Source organism: Achromobacter semiaridum (assembly GCF_053543755.1).
Map to the genome: position 1 here is coordinate 124068 of NZ_JBLVOL010000137.1, position 15780 is coordinate 139847.

The 15780-nt window shown below is 64.5% G+C and carries 15 protein-coding genes; 10 read left to right on the plus strand and 5 right to left on the minus strand.

All coding sequences use genetic code 11. From position 1 onward, the window contains the following. The first annotated feature begins 25 nt into the window (after nucleotides 1–25). The gene (locus ACNPP0_RS28990) at nucleotides 26–673 is read left to right on the plus strand and encodes a DUF6708 domain-containing protein (RefSeq protein WP_448707906.1); all 648 of its coding nucleotides are present in this window, start codon (nucleotides 26–28) and stop codon (nucleotides 671–673) included. A 651-nt stretch (nucleotides 674–1324) separates the two neighbouring features. Here ACNPP0_RS28990 and ACNPP0_RS28995 read toward each other — a convergent pair. Continuing rightward, on the minus strand, nucleotides 1325–1540 hold the full coding sequence (locus tag ACNPP0_RS28995) for a dodecin (RefSeq protein WP_050449258.1): 216 nt from the start codon (nucleotides 1538–1540) through the stop codon (nucleotides 1325–1327). 186 nt (nucleotides 1541–1726) lie between these two features. Here ACNPP0_RS28995 and ACNPP0_RS29000 point away from each other — a divergent pair, with 186 nt between their 5' ends. Next, complete coding sequence (locus ACNPP0_RS29000) at nucleotides 1727–2248, plus strand: DUF6496 domain-containing protein (protein ID WP_332611857.1); 522 nt, start codon at nucleotides 1727–1729, stop codon at nucleotides 2246–2248. Between the two features lie 78 nt (nucleotides 2249–2326). Here the strand turns inward: ACNPP0_RS29000 and ACNPP0_RS29005 are convergent, their stop codons facing one another. Beyond that, complete coding sequence (locus ACNPP0_RS29005) at nucleotides 2327–3244, minus strand: LysR family transcriptional regulator (RefSeq protein WP_448707822.1); 918 nt, start codon at nucleotides 3242–3244, stop codon at nucleotides 2327–2329. Nucleotides 3245–3366: 122 nt separating this feature from the next. Here ACNPP0_RS29005 and ACNPP0_RS29010 point away from each other — a divergent pair, with 122 nt between their 5' ends. From ACNPP0_RS29010 to ACNPP0_RS29020, 3 genes are all read left to right on the plus strand, one after another. Further along, nucleotides 3367–4161 carry an SDR family NAD(P)-dependent oxidoreductase gene (locus ACNPP0_RS29010; RefSeq protein ID WP_448707823.1) on the plus strand — a complete coding sequence of 265 codons (795 nt, stop codon included), beginning with the start codon at nucleotides 3367–3369 and terminating at the stop codon, nucleotides 4159–4161. A 37-nt stretch (nucleotides 4162–4198) separates the two neighbouring features. Then, complete coding sequence (locus tag ACNPP0_RS29015) at nucleotides 4199–5212, plus strand: zinc-binding alcohol dehydrogenase family protein (RefSeq protein WP_332611853.1); 1014 nt, start codon at nucleotides 4199–4201, stop codon at nucleotides 5210–5212. A gap of 192 nt (nucleotides 5213–5404) precedes the next feature. Next, nucleotides 5405–6367: a tripartite tricarboxylate transporter substrate binding protein gene (locus ACNPP0_RS29020; RefSeq protein WP_448707824.1), complete on the plus strand. Its 963-nt coding sequence runs from the start codon at nucleotides 5405–5407 to the stop codon at nucleotides 6365–6367. A 100-nt stretch (nucleotides 6368–6467) separates the two neighbouring features. Here the strand turns inward: ACNPP0_RS29020 and ACNPP0_RS29025 are convergent, their stop codons facing one another. Beyond that, entirely contained in the window at nucleotides 6468–7265 is a 798-nt protein-coding gene (locus ACNPP0_RS29025) for a flavin reductase family protein (RefSeq protein WP_448707825.1), read from the minus strand. An 11-nt stretch (nucleotides 7266–7276) separates the two neighbouring features. After that, nucleotides 7277–8341, minus strand: coding sequence for an LLM class flavin-dependent oxidoreductase (locus ACNPP0_RS29030; protein ID WP_448707826.1), 1065 nt, complete (start codon nucleotides 8339–8341; stop codon nucleotides 7277–7279). Between the two features lie 108 nt (nucleotides 8342–8449). Between ACNPP0_RS29030 and ACNPP0_RS29035 the strand changes: the two genes are divergently transcribed. Then, nucleotides 8450–9397: a LysR family transcriptional regulator gene (locus tag ACNPP0_RS29035; protein ID WP_448707827.1), complete on the plus strand. Its 948-nt coding sequence runs from the start codon at nucleotides 8450–8452 to the stop codon at nucleotides 9395–9397. A 14-nt stretch (nucleotides 9398–9411) separates the two neighbouring features. Here ACNPP0_RS29035 and ACNPP0_RS29040 read toward each other — a convergent pair whose 3' ends face one another. Beyond that, complete coding sequence (locus ACNPP0_RS29040) at nucleotides 9412–10290, minus strand: SMP-30/gluconolactonase/LRE family protein (RefSeq protein WP_448707828.1); 879 nt, start codon at nucleotides 10288–10290, stop codon at nucleotides 9412–9414. Between the two features lie 277 nt (nucleotides 10291–10567). Here ACNPP0_RS29040 and ACNPP0_RS29045 point away from each other — a divergent pair, with 277 nt between their 5' ends. Genes ACNPP0_RS29045 through ACNPP0_RS29060 form a run of 4 tightly spaced genes read left to right on the plus strand, consistent with a single transcriptional unit; the run spans nucleotide 10568 to nucleotide 15771 of the window. Beyond that, nucleotides 10568–11338 carry an enoyl-CoA hydratase/isomerase family protein gene (locus ACNPP0_RS29045; protein ID WP_448707829.1) on the plus strand — a complete coding sequence of 257 codons (771 nt, stop codon included), beginning with the start codon at nucleotides 10568–10570 and terminating at the stop codon, nucleotides 11336–11338. Between the two features lies 1 nt (nucleotide 11339). After that, a complete protein-coding gene (locus tag ACNPP0_RS29050) occupies nucleotides 11340–13646 on the plus strand; it encodes an acetate--CoA ligase family protein (protein ID WP_448707830.1) in 2307 nt (768 codons plus the stop codon). Continuing rightward, nucleotides 13625–14830 carry an acyl-CoA dehydrogenase family protein gene (locus tag ACNPP0_RS29055; protein ID WP_448707831.1) on the plus strand — a complete coding sequence of 402 codons (1206 nt, stop codon included), beginning with the start codon at nucleotides 13625–13627 and terminating at the stop codon, nucleotides 14828–14830. The genes ACNPP0_RS29050 and ACNPP0_RS29055 overlap by 22 nt, the downstream gene beginning before the upstream one ends. Then, nucleotides 14827–15771 (plus strand): acyl-CoA dehydrogenase family protein, encoded by a 945-nt coding sequence (locus ACNPP0_RS29060; protein ID WP_448707832.1) that lies wholly within the window; start codon nucleotides 14827–14829, stop codon nucleotides 15769–15771. The genes ACNPP0_RS29055 and ACNPP0_RS29060 overlap by 4 nt, the downstream gene beginning before the upstream one ends. Nucleotides 15772–15780: the final 9 nt, after the last annotated feature.

Here is a 15780-nt window from a genome sequence, read left to right on the forward strand (position 1 = left end):
TGCGCTCAACGACACGTACTTGGAAGTGTCTCGTCGTGCCACGAAAATGCGCGGACTAATGCTGTTTTTGGCATTATTTCCTTTGGTCTTCCTGCTGTTCTTAGTGTTCAATTTTGGCGATCTAAGCAGCCAATGGGAGCTCGGCTTGGCAGCCACGGCCGAGATGCTGGCTATTTACCCCTTTATGGCGGCCATGGCATACCTCTGCATACGCATAGACACTGCCATCCCCCGCGACGAGCCGGTCCGTTTTAACCGTTTACGCCGAACCGTATACGTATACAGCTTCGAACACGTCTGGTGGAATCCATTCGCGAAATGGCAGGTCACCACGAAATCCTACGATTGGGCCGACCTGCGTGCCGAAGTCTGGCGGCAACGGGGGGCCACCGGGCAAGGCGGCTTGATGATTTCGTGGGGCGTATCCGTGGCCGTCGTCAAGCCGGGCACCAATCAAGTCATCGACCGGTTTCCCTTAAGCGTCTACCAGGACGAAGGCAGTTCCTGGGATTACGTGCGCGCCTACATGCAGTACGGGGTCGACGCCGTGCCACCCGTACGAGAATTCAACGACCCTAACGAAGTGCCGTCCCACAACCTGGCGCTTCGTCTGGCGCCGAAGGTCGAATGGCCGCCTGCGATGGACGTGGAATCGCGGACGGCCCCGGCTTGACCGCGGGTTTGCCACACGAAACAACGCCCGCGCCCTCGACGCCATAAATACTTATCCCCGCCATCTGTGGAGAAGGCTGAGGACAGTATTGGGGCACAGTCAAAATCCCCTGCCCCGCCAAGCACTTGCGCGTGCTGATCAAACAATGCGCAATCGTCCTTTTGGATGAGTTTGGGCGAAGTTATCCCCGAAAAAGCTGTATGTCCGAACAGCGGTCCTCAAGGCGGGAGCACGGTGCGCGTCTTGTCCCAGCATTCTGTGGAAAAGCATGAGGACAGTTTGAGGGCAGGTACGAAAAGCCCATGCATATCAATAACCTGCAACGGGTGGTCAATAAAGGCCCAATGGTGACTAAGCGGGTACCGAGTTGTCCCCGGCAAATGTGGATAAGGCTGAGGACAGTATGCGGGTAGTCGCTAAAAACGCTTACAGGGCAAGCACTTGAGAGCAGCGGGCAATAAACGCCCAAGCACGATCCGGCCGACGCGACGTGGGTCGTCCCGCGTACGACGCCGCCCAACCTGGGGATAAAAGAAAAGGCTTGTCCCCATGGAATGTGGACAAGCCTATGAACAGTCGGATAACAAGCCCAAAAACTCCTTATCCAACAAGCACTTGCAGGCGCTGGTCAATGAACGACCAGCGCGCGGATTACTCGTCTCCTTCGAGACGCATGCCGATTTTCAAACCGACCTGCCAATGGGCCACCTTGCCGTCCTTGATATGGCCGCGCACTTCAGTGACTTCAAACCAGTCCAGATTGCGTAGGGTTTCGGACGCGCGCTCGATCGCCTTGGCGATCGCGTCATCGGTTGAGGTGGTGGAAGAGCCCACCAGTTCGATTTGCTTGTAGACATGATTCGACATAGCTCGTCTCCGCTAAGGGGGTGAGTCGTGAATCGACGGTCTGTCGGCCGTGTTCCGGCGCTTACGACCGGCAATCCATTCGAACACACAGGATACCGCCGTGGCGCTATCGTGGTGTTACGAGTTCCGTCGCGTGGTCTCGACTGGCGACGAAGCCCGCTCCCGCAACCCAGCAAGGAGATCACCATGCCTGAACGGAAAACCCTGGAACGCGCGAAGCAAGACAAGCGAGAAGGCAAGGCCGCATCCACGCAGGCCGGAGAGTTCGTCCGCGAGGAAATCGAGCACGTGCGCGAAGGCAAGCACGGCGTACGTTCCACCAAGCAAGCCATTGCCATCGGACTGTCCAAGGCGCGCCGCGCGGGCGTGAAGGCCACGCCGTCGAAGAAGGCCAGCCCCGCCACCAAGCATCGGGCCAAAAAGGATATCGAGGCCGCACACGACGGGCATGCCAAGTCGTCCACGCGTTCCCGCGCAACGACCAAGGCCTTGAAGAAGGAAAGCACCAAGCCCGCATCGCGTTCGGCGTTGTCACACCACGCCAGCAAGACGGCGGGCCGCCGCACGGCGGCTGACCGCTCGGCAGCGGCGAAGAAGGCAGCGGCAACAAAGGGCGCGGCCGGCCGTTCCGCCGCCGCGAAGAAGGCGGCGCAGACGCGGGCCAGAAACAAGGCCGCATCGGGGTCGCACCACCGCGCGGCGCATTAGACCCGCGGGCTCTGTCGCCGCAATCCGCGTTGTCCAGCCCACGTCGGACTACCCCACGGCGGGCTACCCCGCGTCGAGCTACCCCGCGTCGCCCTGCCCCGCGTCGAATTGCCGAAAGCGCTCTTGCAGGAATTCGCGCAAGCGCTTGACCGCCGGGGACAGCAACATGCGGTGCACGCACAGCAGGTACAGCGGTGAGGGTTCGGTGGCGTAGTCCGGCAGCAGCGCCACCAAGCGTCCGGCGCGCAGATCGCGCAGCACGTCATAGCGCGATTTGTACGCCACGCCCTTGCCCGCTAACGCCCAGCGGCGCACCAGGTCGCCGTCATCGCCCACGCGGTCGCCCTTGATCGGCACCGTCAGCGCCGTGCCTTCGTGGTCGAACGCCCAGCGGTCGTGCAGCGTTTCGCCCAGCACGAACGACAGGCAGTTGTGGTTGCGCAGGTCTTCCGGTTTCTGCGGCACGCCGTGCCGCGCCAGATACGCGGGTGAGGCGCAGACGACGCGGCTGTTCTGTTCGGCCAGCGGCAGCGCCACCAAGGCGGAATCGCCGGGCTTGCCGTAGCGGATGGCGATGTCCACCGGCTGGCGGTACAGGTCGGCCAGGCGGTCGCTGATGCGCACCTGAAAGCTCACGCGGGGATGCTGGCTCTGGAAGTCATCCAACCAGGGCAGCAGCACGTGGCGACCCAAGTCGGACGGGATCGACACAGACAGCGTGCCGGATATTGCCGTCTTGTCGCGCGCCATCGCGTTCTTGCCCGCTTCCAGCGTAGCGATGGCCGAGCGTGCGTATTCCAGATAACGCTCGCCGTCCGCCGTCAGCCGCAGGCTGCGCGTGGACCGCACGAACAGGCGCGCGTCCAACGTCTGCTCCAGCCGCTTCAGCGCCGCGCTGGCCACGGCCGGAGACACGTCCAGCTCGCGCGCGGCGCCGGAAAAGCTGCCGTGATCGGCCGAGGCCACGAAGATCCGCAAGTCTTCAAACCGCACCATGGTTGACTCATTTTCAAAAAATTATTGAAACTGAGTGCGATGCTAGCCGGTTTTTCATGCCTGCGAACTGGGTAATCATGGTTTCGTTTTCAAGCCCGTCCTGATCTTTCTGGAGCTGACACATGAATATCGAACTGAATGGCAAAAAGGCGCTGGTGACCGGATCATCCGGTGGCATCGGCCTGGCGATTGCGTTCGGCCTGGCCGAGGCCGGCGCCCAAGTGGTGCTGCACGGCCGCAGCGCCGACAAGCTGGCACAGGCGGCTGCCGCGATTGCGCGGAAATTTCCCGCGGCCAAGGTCACGACCGTGCAGGCCGACCTGGCCACCGCCGACGGCGCCGCGTCCATCGTGGCGGCGCACCCCGACGTGGACATCCTGGTGAACAACGCCGGCTTCTTCGCCCCCAAGTCGTTCACCGAAATCACGGATGACGACTGGCAGCACATGCTGGACACCAACGTCATGAGCGGCATCCGGCTATCACGCTACTACCTGCCGCGCATGATCGCGGCCAACTGGGGCCGCATCGTCTTCATTTCCAGCGAATCGGCCGTGCAGATTCCGGCGGAAATGATCCATTACGGCGTCAGCAAGACGGCGATGCTGGCCGTTTCCCGTGGCCTGGCCGAACTGACCGCCGGCACCGGCGTCACCGTGAACGCCGTGCTGCCGGGCCCGACGCGCTCGGAAGGCGTGTCTGACTTCTTCGCTGAAATGGCCAAGGAACAAGGCGTGTCGCAAGACGAGATGGAACGCGACTTCATCGCCCAGCACCGCCCCACGTCACTGCTGCGCCGCCTGGCGACCGTGGACGAAGTAGCCAACATGGTCGTCTACGCGTGCTCTACGCAGGCCAGCGCCACCAACGGCGCGGCGCTGCGCGTGGACGGCGGCGTGGTCCGCTCCATCCTCTGATCTCACCCCATCACCCAAGCAAACCCGAGCCACTGATATGAAAGCCATTGCGTACTTCAAGAACCTGCCGGCCGACAATGCCGACGCCCTGCAAGACATCACCATCGACGAGCCCACCCCCGGCGACCACGACCTGCTGGTGGACGTACACGCCATTTCGGTCAACCCCGTTGACGTGAAGATCCGCGCCAACCGGGCGCCCAAGGACGGCAAGCCCGAGATCATCGGCTGGGACGCCGCCGGCGTCGTGCGCGCCGTGGGCGCCAAGGTCAGCCTGTTCAAGCCGGGCGACCGTGTCTGGTACGCCGGCGCCATCAACCGCCCCGGCGCCAACAGCCAGCGCCACGTGGTGGACGAGCGCATCGTCGGCCACATGCCCAAGAGCCTGGACTTTGCGCAAGCCGCGGCGTTGCCCTTGACGACCATCACCGCCTGGGAACTGCTGTTTGACCGGCTGCGCGTGCTGGACAACGCCGCGCCCAGCCAGGGCAGCCTGCTGGTGGTGGGCGCGGCGGGTGGCGTCGGATCCATCCTGGTGCAACTGGCACGGCAGCTCACGGGGCTGACGGTGATCGGCACCGCCTCGCGGCCCGAGACGCAGGCATGGGTGCGCGAACTGGGCGCGCATCACGTCATCGATCACAGCAAGCCGCTGGCGCAAGAGCTCAAGCGCATCGGCGTGCCGCAGGTCAGCCACATCGCCGGCCTGACCCATAGCGACAAGCACTTTGCCCAACTGGCCGAAGCCATCGCCCCTCAAGGCAAGATTGCGCTGATCGATGACCCCAGCGCCATCGACGTGCGCCTGCTCAAAGGCAAATCGGCGTCGCTGCATTGGGAGTTCATGTTTGCGCGTTCGCTGCACAACACGCCCGACATGATCGCGCAGCACGAATTGCTGAACCAGGCGGCCCGCCTGATCGACGACGGCACGCTGCGCACGACGCTGGGCGAGCACTACGGCAAGATCAACGCCGAGAATCTGCGCCGCGCCCATGCTTTCATCGAAAGCGGCAAGGCGCAGGGCAAGGTCGTCCTGGAAGGTTTCTGACGGCCTTCGCAGAACTGTTCTGCGCAAAGATGGGGTAATCGGGAAGTCCGATAAAAATTATCATCGACTCCTGTGACAACCCCAGGCGGGCGGCCCAGCGCCGCCCGCCGCCCTGTCGCCACGCTGACAACACGCTGACCCGGCCCACAGAAGGCACGGACATGCACGGCGGCGGGATCAAGGAGAGAGACAATGTTCAAGCTCACGCGCCGCGATTTCATCGCGGCCGGCACCCTCATGATGCTTGCCCGGCCGCTGCGCGCCGCCCCCAAGCCCGTGACCCTGATCGTGCCCTACGCCGCCGGCGGCCCTAACGACAACTTCGCCCGGCTGCTGGCCGAAGGCATGAGCGCGCAGCTGGGCGTGCCCTTCATCGTGGAAAACAAGCCCGGCGCCAACGGCATCATCGGCGCGGCGCAAGTCGCGCGCGCGCCGGCCGACGGCAACATGTTGCTGATGGGCGGCTCGGGCCCGGTGTCGCTGAACGTCTTGCTGCGCCCCAACCTGCAATACCGGTTTGACAGCTTCGCGTCCGTGGCCATGATGTTCGACGGCCCGTTGACCATCACGGTACCGGCAACGATCGGGGTGAATTCCATTGCCGACCTGGTCGCCTACGCCAAGAAGGAAAACCGCGCGCTGACCTATGGCTCGCTGGGGCCGGGCAGCGTCACCGACCTGTACGGCTTGATCCTGGCCAAGACGCTGGGCATCCCGCTGACCGCCGTGCCCTACAAGAGCACCCCGACCAGCCTGATCGACCTGATCACCGGCCGCAACGACCTGTCGTACATGACGCCCATCGCGCTGGCCGATCACCAGAAGGCGGGCGCGGTGAAGATCCTGGCGCTGACGACCGACCAGCGCGACCCTGCCCTACCCGATGTGCCGTCGGTGGTCGAGCTGGGCTATCCGCAGTTGAAGGCCAGCTACTGGACCGCGCTGCACGCGCCCAAGGGCACGCCCGCTGACTTGATCCAGGCCTATTCCGCCGCGGCGATCAAGACGGTTCAGGCCGAGAGCTTTCGCCAGATGCTGGTGGCCAATGGGCAGACCGAAAAGGCCGGCGGCCCGCAAGCGCTGGACGCACAACTGGAAGCGGACCGCCAATACTGGGGCCGCGTCATCCAGGAAAACCATATCGTGCTGGATTGATCAGAGGCTTGCCGCCGCGTGTCCGGCGGCATCCTGCGTTTCAACCGCAGCAAGAAATGCCCGCCGACATGGCGGGCATTTTGCCGGGCGCGGCCCCCGTCTATTGAAGCCGGACGGGCGCGATGCGATGCGTGGCGGACTTGAAGTTGATCACGGGCCGCGCTTCGCGGCAGGTCGTCTTGCGGATCTTGCCCACGATCAAGTCATGCGTGCCCAGCACTTCGGTGCAGACGATATCGCATTCGATGCTGGCCAGCGCATCGGGCAGCACCGGCGTGCCCTGCTCGTTCATCGCCCAGCCGCCTTGCGCAAAGCGCGCCATGCCTTGGGGCTGCCCCAGAAACGCCTGCATGACGGCCTCGTGCCCTTCGCCCAACACGTTGGCCACGAAGCGGCCGTGGCGCAGCAAGGGCTCGCGCGCCGACGAGGTCTGCTGGACAAAGAAGCCGACCATCGGCGGGTCAGCCGATATCGACGTCAGGCTGGACACGATCATGCCGGCCACCTGTTCGCCTTCACCCGTGGTGACCGCGCTGATGCCGGCCGGCAGCGAACGCATCGCTGCCTTGAAGTCGTCAACCGACACCACCTGGTCATGCTCGTTGACCACCATGTGCGCGCGAATGTCGCCGCGTTCGTCGACCCATCCGTGCCTGGCCGCGTAATCGACCATGGCGGAAAAATCCGCTTCCCATTTCGGATCGCCCGCATGCTGCGACAAAAATCGCAGCACGGATGGCGACAGGCGCACATGGCGCTCGTCTTCGCGCCGCCCGACGCGAGCGATGGCGTGTTCCAGGCGTTCACGCGGCTGCGGGTCGGCCAGCACGTCCAGCCGCCGGAAGTCCGACGGATGCCGCAGCGTGATCGCCCCCGCGTTGCTCAGATAGATCTGCATCTTGCACCCCTTCAGGCCACGGCCGTCGTGCTGCCGACTTCCTTGCGGATGGCCGGAATGATCTTGTCGCCCCAAAGCTCGATCTGCTTGAGCATCGTCTTCTGATCGAAGTCGCCCAGCTGCGTCTGCAACGCAATGTGCTTGGGCCGCAGGATGCTGATCTCTTCCAGCATCTTGTCGATCACTTCATTGACCGAGCCCACCGGCAGGTTCTTGCGCAGCTGCTCGAACGTGGGGTCGTTTTCAGACGGCACTTCCTTGACCATGTAGCCATCGTCGCTTTGCGCGCGGCGGAATTTCAGGCTTTCGGAAATGCGGCGTTGAAAGCGCGCGCAGTCCAGGTACGCGTCGATCTCTGCCTTGTTGTCCGACGCGTAGCCACAGCGCAGAAAGCCGAACTTCACATCGCGGTCCAGGTCGCGGCCGTTGTCCTCGGCCACTTTTTCCAGCCTGCCGCGCAGTTCGGCTATGGCGTCGTTGCCCTTGAGTAGCGCCGTGACGAACAGGTTATGGTTTTCGCGCACGCCACGGCCCAGCGTCACCGGATTGCCCGACGTGATCCACAGCGGCGGCATCGGGTCTTGCAGGCAGCGCACCGCGATCGAGCTGGGCGGAATCTTCAGGAACTCGCCATCGTGTTCAAAGATCTTCTGCGTGAGGCCCTTGGGGATGACGTCAAGAAATTCATTGAAGATTGCCCCCGAATCCGCGATCTGCACGCCGAAGCGTTCGAATTCGAATTCCTGATAGCCCGAACCCACGCCCAGGTCCAGGCGGCCATTGGAGACGGTGTCCACGAAACCCACTTCAGCCAGGAAGCGCGCAGGGTGGTACAGCGGCAGAATGCACACCGCCGTGCCCAGGCGTATGCGCTGCGTCTTGGCCGCCGCGTGCGCCACCGTCATCAGCGGCGAGGGCGACAACGAGTAGTTGTTGAAGTGGTGTTCGGCGTACCAGGCGGCGTCGAAACCGGCCTGCTCCGCCACCACGGTTTGTTCGATGGAGTTGTTGATGACTTGCTTTGAGGACTGGTGGTAACCTCGCTGCTGCGCCAGAATGAACACGCCGAATTCCATAATGTCTCCTCATTGATTGCTTGACGTTCTGAGGAAATTCTAGAGGCCGGCAGTCATCGGGGAAATACAGGAAATGCGGCGTTCTGTGCTGCGTAAAGTGGAGGAATGATGGACAGGCTGCGCGCGATGGAGCTCTTTCTGTCGATCTCCAAGACCGAGAGTTTCTCTGAAACGGCTCGGCAGTTCGGGGTGTCGGCAACGTCGGTATCCCGCATGATCACCGAATTCGAAAACGAGTTGAACGTGAAGCTGCTGCTGCGTTCGACCCGGCAAGTCGTGCTGACCGAAGCCGGCCAGGAATATGCGCAACAGCTTGAGTCCATTCTGTGGAACATCAACGAGGCGCATCGCAATATCACCGAAATCCGCGCCGCGCCCAAGGGCATCCTGCGGGTGCATTCACGCATGATGTTCGGGCTGGGCGTGCTGCCGCCGCTGGTGGCCGCGTTTCGCCAGCAGTACCCCGACATTCATATTGAACTGGTGCTGTCCGAAACCAAGGCGGACCTGCGCCGCAATAACTTCGATATCGATTTCCGCATTTCTCCGCCCGTGGAAGCGGGCTTGAAGCGCCGCATTCTGTTCAAGAGCGAACGTTTTCTGGTGGCCTCGCCCGCCTACCTGGCCAAGCACGCCGCGCCCGCCCGGCCCGCCGATATCGCGCGGCATGATTGCCTGGCCTATCTGCTGCCCGGCGATCAATATTGCTGGCGCTTCAAGCAAGAGGAAGCGATTGAGGAAGTGCTGATCAAGCCGCGCCACGTGACCAACAACGGCGTCGCGCTGCTGGAACTGGCGCTGTTGGGTGAAGGCATTGCGCTGTTGGATGACTACACCGTGCACAACGATATTTCGCGTGGCACGCTGGTGCGTTTATTCCCCGATTACCACGTCACGAACACGACCTTCGAAGAAGGCATGTACGCCACCATTCTGGATACGGCGATGATCCCCGTGAAGATCCGGCTGTTCCTGGATTTCGTGGCCTCGCATGTGTCGGGTTCGGCGCTGCGGTTCACCGCGTACAACAAGATGGCCGCCGCCGAAAGCCCCTGATCAGGCGCAGTACATCAAGGACGAATGCGGCACTGCCCACGCGGCGCACCCACAGCGCCCGCTTCCCGAATGCGCAGCAAGGCCCCGTCCAGCGGGCCTGTGGCCGTCAACCGACCGCTGTCGCTGATTGTCGTGACGAAGATGTCCGACAGATCCGGGCCACCGAAACATAGGGATGCCGGATGCGCGACCGGCAGGTCGATGCGGCGATCCAGCCTGCCCGTCGCATCGAACCGCGCAATGGCTGCCGCATGCACCAGCGCGGTCCACAAACCGCCCTCGCGATCAAAGCAGCAGCCGTCCGGGGCGGAGCCAAGCGTATCGGTATCGATGTAGACCTCGGGGGCAGACAACCGGCCGGCTTCATCCATGCGATAGCGAAAACCCTTGCGTTGCGCGCTATCGCATACATGAAAATGCCGCCCGTCCGGATGCATGACGGGGCCGTTCACCACGCCCAGGCCCTGCGCGATGCGGCTGACCTTGCCGACCGTATCCACGCGATACAAGCCGCCCAGCGGCGCTTCGCCCTCTTGCCGATGGACATGCATGGTGCCGGCCACGAAGCTGCCATCAGGCAGCGGCGCGCCGTCGTTCAGCCGCAGATTCGGGTGGCTGTCGTCAATGCGCCCCAGCGTGTGCGTCGCGCCGTCGTTCAGGCTGACGAGCGCAAATGTTTCTTTCAACGCCACGATGATGCTGTCGTCGCCGTTCAGCGCGAACGAGCCCACCGGGGCGGGCAAGCGCCATTCGCGCGTCGCGCCGCTTTCCGGATCAATCCTCAGCAGCTGCCCGCCGCGGCAATCCAGCATCCACAAACAATTTCCGGCCGCATCCCACACCGGGCATTCGCCCAGCGCCGCGCGAACCGTGCCGATACGTTCGATCTGCATGCGCCGACCGCCCCTGTTCTGCTCGTCCGGCGGACGAATTCCCAAACCATGGTATCGGCTTGAGCCGCGCGGGAATATGCCGTTTTCGTGCAGAACACAACCAACATTCTTGGCCTGAATCCTGCGCAATACCCGTCCATATAATCCAAAAAAAACCGGCCGTCCCGCGCTAAAAGCGGGGCAAGACCGGTCCATCGGACTTATGGAGACACGTCATGCAACATGCCATCGGCGCCCTGCGCGCCCTCGCTTTTTCCCCCATCAAAAAGGTGCCCGCATGAGCGACGCCACGGTCACTTTGGAAGTCAACGAAGGCGTTGCGCTGGTCACGCTGAACAGCCCGCCGGTCAATGCGCTGAACCGCGCCATGCGCCGCCGCATCGTCGCCATCTTCGACGAAATATCCGAGCGCGATGACATACGTTGCGCCGTGCTGACGGGCCAAGGCAAGGTGTTTTGCGCCGGGGCGGATTTGAAAGACCGACCCAACGCCGACATCGCGGGCGACTTTCTGGAGCACAACCGCATCACCCGCGAAACCGGCAACGCCATCAAGGAATGCGCCAAGCCGGTGATTGCCGCCGTGAACGGCGCGGCGCTGGGCGCGGGGTTGGGGCTGATGGCCGCGTGCGACATCATGTACGCGTCTGACAACGCCACCTTCGGCATGCCCGAGATCAACGTGGGCCTGGCGGGCGGCGCGTCCATGTTGCGCACGCTGGTGGGCCGGTCAACCTTGCGCCGCATGTTCTTTACCGGTCAACGCCTTAGCGCGCAGGACCTTCTGCGCCGCAACGTGTTGGAAGACGTACTGCCGCCCGACCAGTTGCTGCCGACGGCGTTGGCGCTGGCCCACGAAATTGCGTCCAAGGCGCCGCTGGCCGTGCTATACGCCAAGCGCGCCGCCAATATGGTGGACCTGATGCCGCAGCGCGATGCCTACCGTTTCGAGCAGGACTTCACGATGGCGCTGGCCAAGACGGAAGACGCCCGCGAGGCACGCATGGCGTTCCTGGAAAAGCGCCAGCCGCAGTTCAAGGGCCGCTGACATGGCGCTGACCGAACAAGCGCGTAGCCCGCAGCAACATAGCCCCCAACGACATAGCCCCCAGCGCGCGGGCGCCGGACTGACGCCGTTTTTCAAGGCAAGCGGCATCGCCGTCGTGGGCGCCTCGGATGACGTCACCAAGATCGGCGGGCGGCCCGTGCAGATGCTGATCAAGCACGGCTATGCCGGCGCCGTGTATCCCATCAACCCCAAGGGCGGTTTCATCCAGGGCTTGGCCGCCTACGCCTCGGTGCGCGACACGCCTTCCGCTCCCGAGCTGGCCATCCTGGCCGTGCCCGCCGCCGCCACGCCCGCCGCGTTGCGCGACTGCGCGGCGCGCGGCACCAAGGCCGCCATCGTGCTGTCGGCCGGCTTCACGGAAGCGGGCCCCGCCGGCGCCGCGCTGCAAGCCGAGCTTGTCGCTATCGCCCGGGAATACGGCATGCGCGTGCTGGGGCCGAACTGCCTGGGCGCGGTCAACGTGGCCGACCGCCTGATCGGCTCGTTCTCGATCGCGCTGGAAGAACACATGCCGCCGGTCGGGCACGCAGGCATCGTGTCGCAGTCGGGCAATGTGGGTAGCCACACCATGCAAAGCGTGGCGCGGCGCGGCATGGGCGTCAGCCGCTTCATTGCGACCGGCAACGAAGCCGACGTGGACGTGGCCGACGGCATCGCCGCGCTGGCCGACGACCCCGACACGCACATCATTCTGTGCTGCATGGAGACGTGCCGCGATGCCGACAAGCTGATCAGCGCGCTGCGCCTGGCGCGCCAGCGCGGCAAGCCGGTCATCGTGTTGAAGATCGGCTCCACCGAAAAAGGCCAGCAGGCGGCCGCGTCACACACCGGCGCGCTGACCGGGTCGGACGCTGTCATCGACGCCGTCTTCGGCCGTTACGGCGTGCTGCGCGTGCGCTCGGTGGAAGCGTTGATCGACGTCGGCCACGCGGCGTCGATGCTGATGCCGAACCGCTTGCCCCGCAACGACGCGGTGACGCTGGTGGCCGCTTCGGGTGGCTTCGGCATCATGATGGCCGACGCCATGAGCGAGGCCGGGATGACGCTGCCCGCGTTGGCGCCGCTGACGCAACAGCGCATCCACGACGCCGTGCCCACGGCCAGCACCGGCAACCCGGTCGACGCGTCGGCGCAAATGTCGAGCCGGCCGGACATCCTGTTGAAGATGCTGACGGCCTTGCTGGAAGATCCGTCCGACAGTTCGCTGGTGTTGTTCATGTCGCTGTCGCTATACAACACCCGGTTGCGCGGCATCTACCTGGAAGCGCTGGCGCAGGTGCGCACCAGCCATCCGCAGCGCCTGCTGATGATCATCAGCCAGGGGCCGGCGGACGCGATCGAACAGATCAATGCGCTGGGCATACCCGTGTTCGCCAGCATTGACGCAGCGGCCACGGGCTTGGCGGGGCTGGCACGGCTGGGGCAGTTGCGTGCGAAGGGTGGCGCTGACAGTGCGGCTGGAGCGGGTTACACGACGGCAACACCGCTTGCAGCGCCCGACGGCGCTTCGATTGCGGCCATCGACAATGCGCCCCCCGCCCCTTCCCCCATCGACCCCGTCGTCTTCAAGAGTGAATTCCACGCCAAGCAGGCGCTGGGCCAAGCCGGCATCGATGTGCCGCGCGAACTGATCGCCACCGATGCCGACGCCGCCGTGCGCGCCGCCGACAGCATCGGCTACCCCGTCGTGCTGAAAATCGCGTCGGAGGATGTGGCGCACAAGACCGAGGCGGGCGGAGTGGCGTTGGATCTGGCCGACGCGCAGGCCGTGCGCGAGGCGCATGTTCGCATTCTTGCCAACGTGGCGCGCCACGCGCCCGGCGCCCGCATTGACGGCGTGCTGGTGGCGCCGATGCTGCGCGGTGGCACGGAAATGATCGCGGGCGTGTCGCAAGACCCGGTGTTCGGCCCGATTGTCATGGTGGGCATGGGCGGCATCTTTGCCGAAGTGCTGAACGACGTGGCAGTGCAGACCGCGCCCGTCACCGAAGACGAAGCGCTGGCGATGATCCGGTCGTTAAAGATGTTTCCGATTCTGGACGGCGCGCGCGGACAGCCCAAGGCCGACGTGGCCGCCGCCGCACGCAGCGTGGCCCGCTTGTCGGAATTTGCATTCCGGCATCGCGACGACATCGCCGACATCGACATGAACCCCATTCTGGTACGGCCCGAGGGCCGGGGCGTGGTGGTGCTGGACGCGTTGATGATTCCGCGCGCCGCGCGTGCCTCTACCCCGGCAGCCGCGCCCGTACAGCAAGGACAAGCATGCAATTTGAACAACAGGTAATCGTTCCCGACCCCGCCTCGGGCGTCGAGGTCTACCGGCAACACGCGCGCAACTGGCTGCGCGCGAATCTGCCGGATTTCATGCGCGCGGACAGCCTGGAGTGGCGCGCCGCCACGCTGGCCGAAAGCAGCGCCTGGGAAGCGGCCATGCATCAGGCCGGCTTGGCGGGCATGACCTGGCCCGAAGCCTATGGCGGACATGGCCTGACGCTGCGCGAGCATCTGGCGGTGAATAAGGAAATCGGCGCGCTGCCGATGCCGGAGAGCGTCAGCTCCATCGGCAAGGAGCTGGCCGGCCCCATCATCATGGCCGTTGGCGACGAAGCGCAGAAGCAGGCCTTTTTGCCGGAAATCCTGACGATGCGGCAATTCTGGTGCCAGGGCTTTTCCGAACCGGACGCGGGCTCGGACCTGGCGCGCTTGCGTACCAAGGCGGTGCAGGAAGGCGGACACTGGCGCATCAACGGCCAGAAGATCTGGACCAGCGGCGCGGCCAAGGCGCACTACTGCCTGCTGCTGACGCGCACCGGCACCGTGGCGGACAAGCACCGTGGGCTGCTGATGTTTGCCGTGCCGATGGACACGCCGGGCATCCGGGTGGTGCCGATCAAGTCGATCGACGGCAAGGAGTCGTTTGCCGAGGTGTTCTTCGACGACGTGGTGGTGCCCGACAGCGCGCGTCTGGGCGCACCGGATGAAGGCTGGAACGCCGCCATCCGCGTGCTGTCCATCGAACGCGCCACCAATCGCATGTACCGGCCGTGGCGCTTTGAATGCGAACTGCGGCAGTTGATCGCGGCGTGCAAATCCGACGCGCATCTTGCGCCATCGTTGGACGACGGCTATGTGCAGCAACGCGTGGGCGACGTGGTCGCGCAGGTTGACGGCTTGAAGGGGCTGGTCGAACTGACGGTGGACCGCATGTTGCGCGGCGAATCCATCGGTGCGCGCGGATCGCTGACCAAGCTGTATTGGTCCGAATGCCATCAGGCCTTTGCCGCGCTGGCGCTATCGCTGCTGTCGCAGGTGGGGCCGCATTCCAGCCCCCTGGCGCGGCGTGCGCAGAAGGCCTTTACCAACGCGTATCTGTTCGCGCGCGCTGAAACGATCTACGCGGGCACCACCGAAGTGCAGCTGGATGTGATCGCGCAGCGCGTCATGAATCTGCCCAAGGATTTGACATGAGTAGCGAAGAACTGCGTCCCGAAGAGTTTGCGCAGGCCGCCGACGCGGCCATCACGGATGCGCTGTCGCGCACGGACCCGCACGAGATGGCCGCCGTGCTGGCGCAGGCCGGTCTGTGCGGCGTGATGGCGGACGAGGCCGACGGCGGGCTGGGCCTGGACCTGGCGTTCGCCTTGCCGATTGCGCAGGCCGCAGGCCGGCTGCAACTGCCCTTGCCGCTGGCCGAACAGATGTTGCTGTCCAAGGCGCTGGCGGGCACTCCGCACGCCGCCGTGCTGGTGGCCGGCGAGCGGTTGGCGGGCATCGCGTGGCAAGGCAGCGTCCAGCAAGGTAGCGCGCGTCTGGATCATGGCCCGGCCGACTGGGTGCTGGTTGCCGATGGGGACGGCGCGGCACTGCTGGACGTGCGCGATGCCACGCAAGAACCGCAAGCGGAACTGGACCCGGACCATCCGCAGATCTGGCTGGCGCTGGCCGGCGCACCCGTGCTGGCGCGGCTTGACGCGCGGGCACGGGTCGCGCTGGAAGCGTCCGCGCAACTGCTGCTGGCCGAGTACGCCAACGGCGCGGCCGAAGGGACATTGCAAGCCGCCGCCGGCTACCTGGCGACCCGCGTGCAATTCGGCCGTCCGCTGTCGGCCAAGCAGGCCGTGCGCCATTTTCTGGCGCGCATGCGCTTGCTGCAAGACGTGTCCAGCGCCGCGATCCGCCGCGCGATGCACACCGAAGAGTTCGGTGCGCATCGCGATACCCGGCCGGCGTTGGCGGGCGCCATCGCCAACGCCGCCTTCGTCATCGAAAAATCCATCCACCTGCACGGCGGCATGGGCTTTACCTGGGAGCTACCCTTGCACCCCGCGCTGCGCGCGGTGCGCAAACTGGATGCGGCATTCGGCGGCGTGTCACGTGCCGTGGGCCGCGATTTCATTGAATCGGTGTAGGAAGAAACC

Coding starts and splice junctions, on each gene's coding strand:
- ACNPP0_RS29000 (WP_332611857.1), top strand. CDS start 1,727: ATGCCTGAACGGAAAACCCTGGAACGCGCGAAGCAAGACAAGCGAGAA.
- ACNPP0_RS29010 (WP_448707823.1), top strand. CDS start 3,367: ATGAATATCGAACTGAATGGCAAAAAGGCGCTGGTGACCGGATCATCC.
- ACNPP0_RS28995 (WP_050449258.1), bottom strand. CDS start 1,540: ATGTCGAATCATGTCTACAAGCAAATCGAACTGGTGGGCTCTTCCACC.
- ACNPP0_RS29015 (WP_332611853.1), top strand. CDS start 4,199: ATGAAAGCCATTGCGTACTTCAAGAACCTGCCGGCCGACAATGCCGAC.
- ACNPP0_RS29040 (WP_448707828.1), bottom strand. CDS start 10,290: ATGCAGATCGAACGTATCGGCACGGTTCGCGCGGCGCTGGGCGAATGC.
- ACNPP0_RS29060 (WP_448707832.1), top strand. CDS start 14,827: ATGAGTAGCGAAGAACTGCGTCCCGAAGAGTTTGCGCAGGCCGCCGAC.
- ACNPP0_RS29025 (WP_448707825.1), bottom strand. CDS start 7,265: ATGCAGATCTATCTGAGCAACGCGGGGGCGATCACGCTGCGGCATCCG.
- ACNPP0_RS29020 (WP_448707824.1), top strand. CDS start 5,405: ATGTTCAAGCTCACGCGCCGCGATTTCATCGCGGCCGGCACCCTCATG.
- ACNPP0_RS29045 (WP_448707829.1), top strand. CDS start 10,568: ATGAGCGACGCCACGGTCACTTTGGAAGTCAACGAAGGCGTTGCGCTG.
- ACNPP0_RS29005 (WP_448707822.1), bottom strand. CDS start 3,244: ATGGTGCGGTTTGAAGACTTGCGGATCTTCGTGGCCTCGGCCGATCAC.
- ACNPP0_RS29035 (WP_448707827.1), top strand. CDS start 8,450: ATGGACAGGCTGCGCGCGATGGAGCTCTTTCTGTCGATCTCCAAGACC.
- ACNPP0_RS29055 (WP_448707831.1), top strand. CDS start 13,625: ATGCAATTTGAACAACAGGTAATCGTTCCCGACCCCGCCTCGGGCGTC.
- ACNPP0_RS29030 (WP_448707826.1), bottom strand. CDS start 8,341: ATGGAATTCGGCGTGTTCATTCTGGCGCAGCAGCGAGGTTACCACCAG.
- ACNPP0_RS29050 (WP_448707830.1), top strand. CDS start 11,340: ATGGCGCTGACCGAACAAGCGCGTAGCCCGCAGCAACATAGCCCCCAA.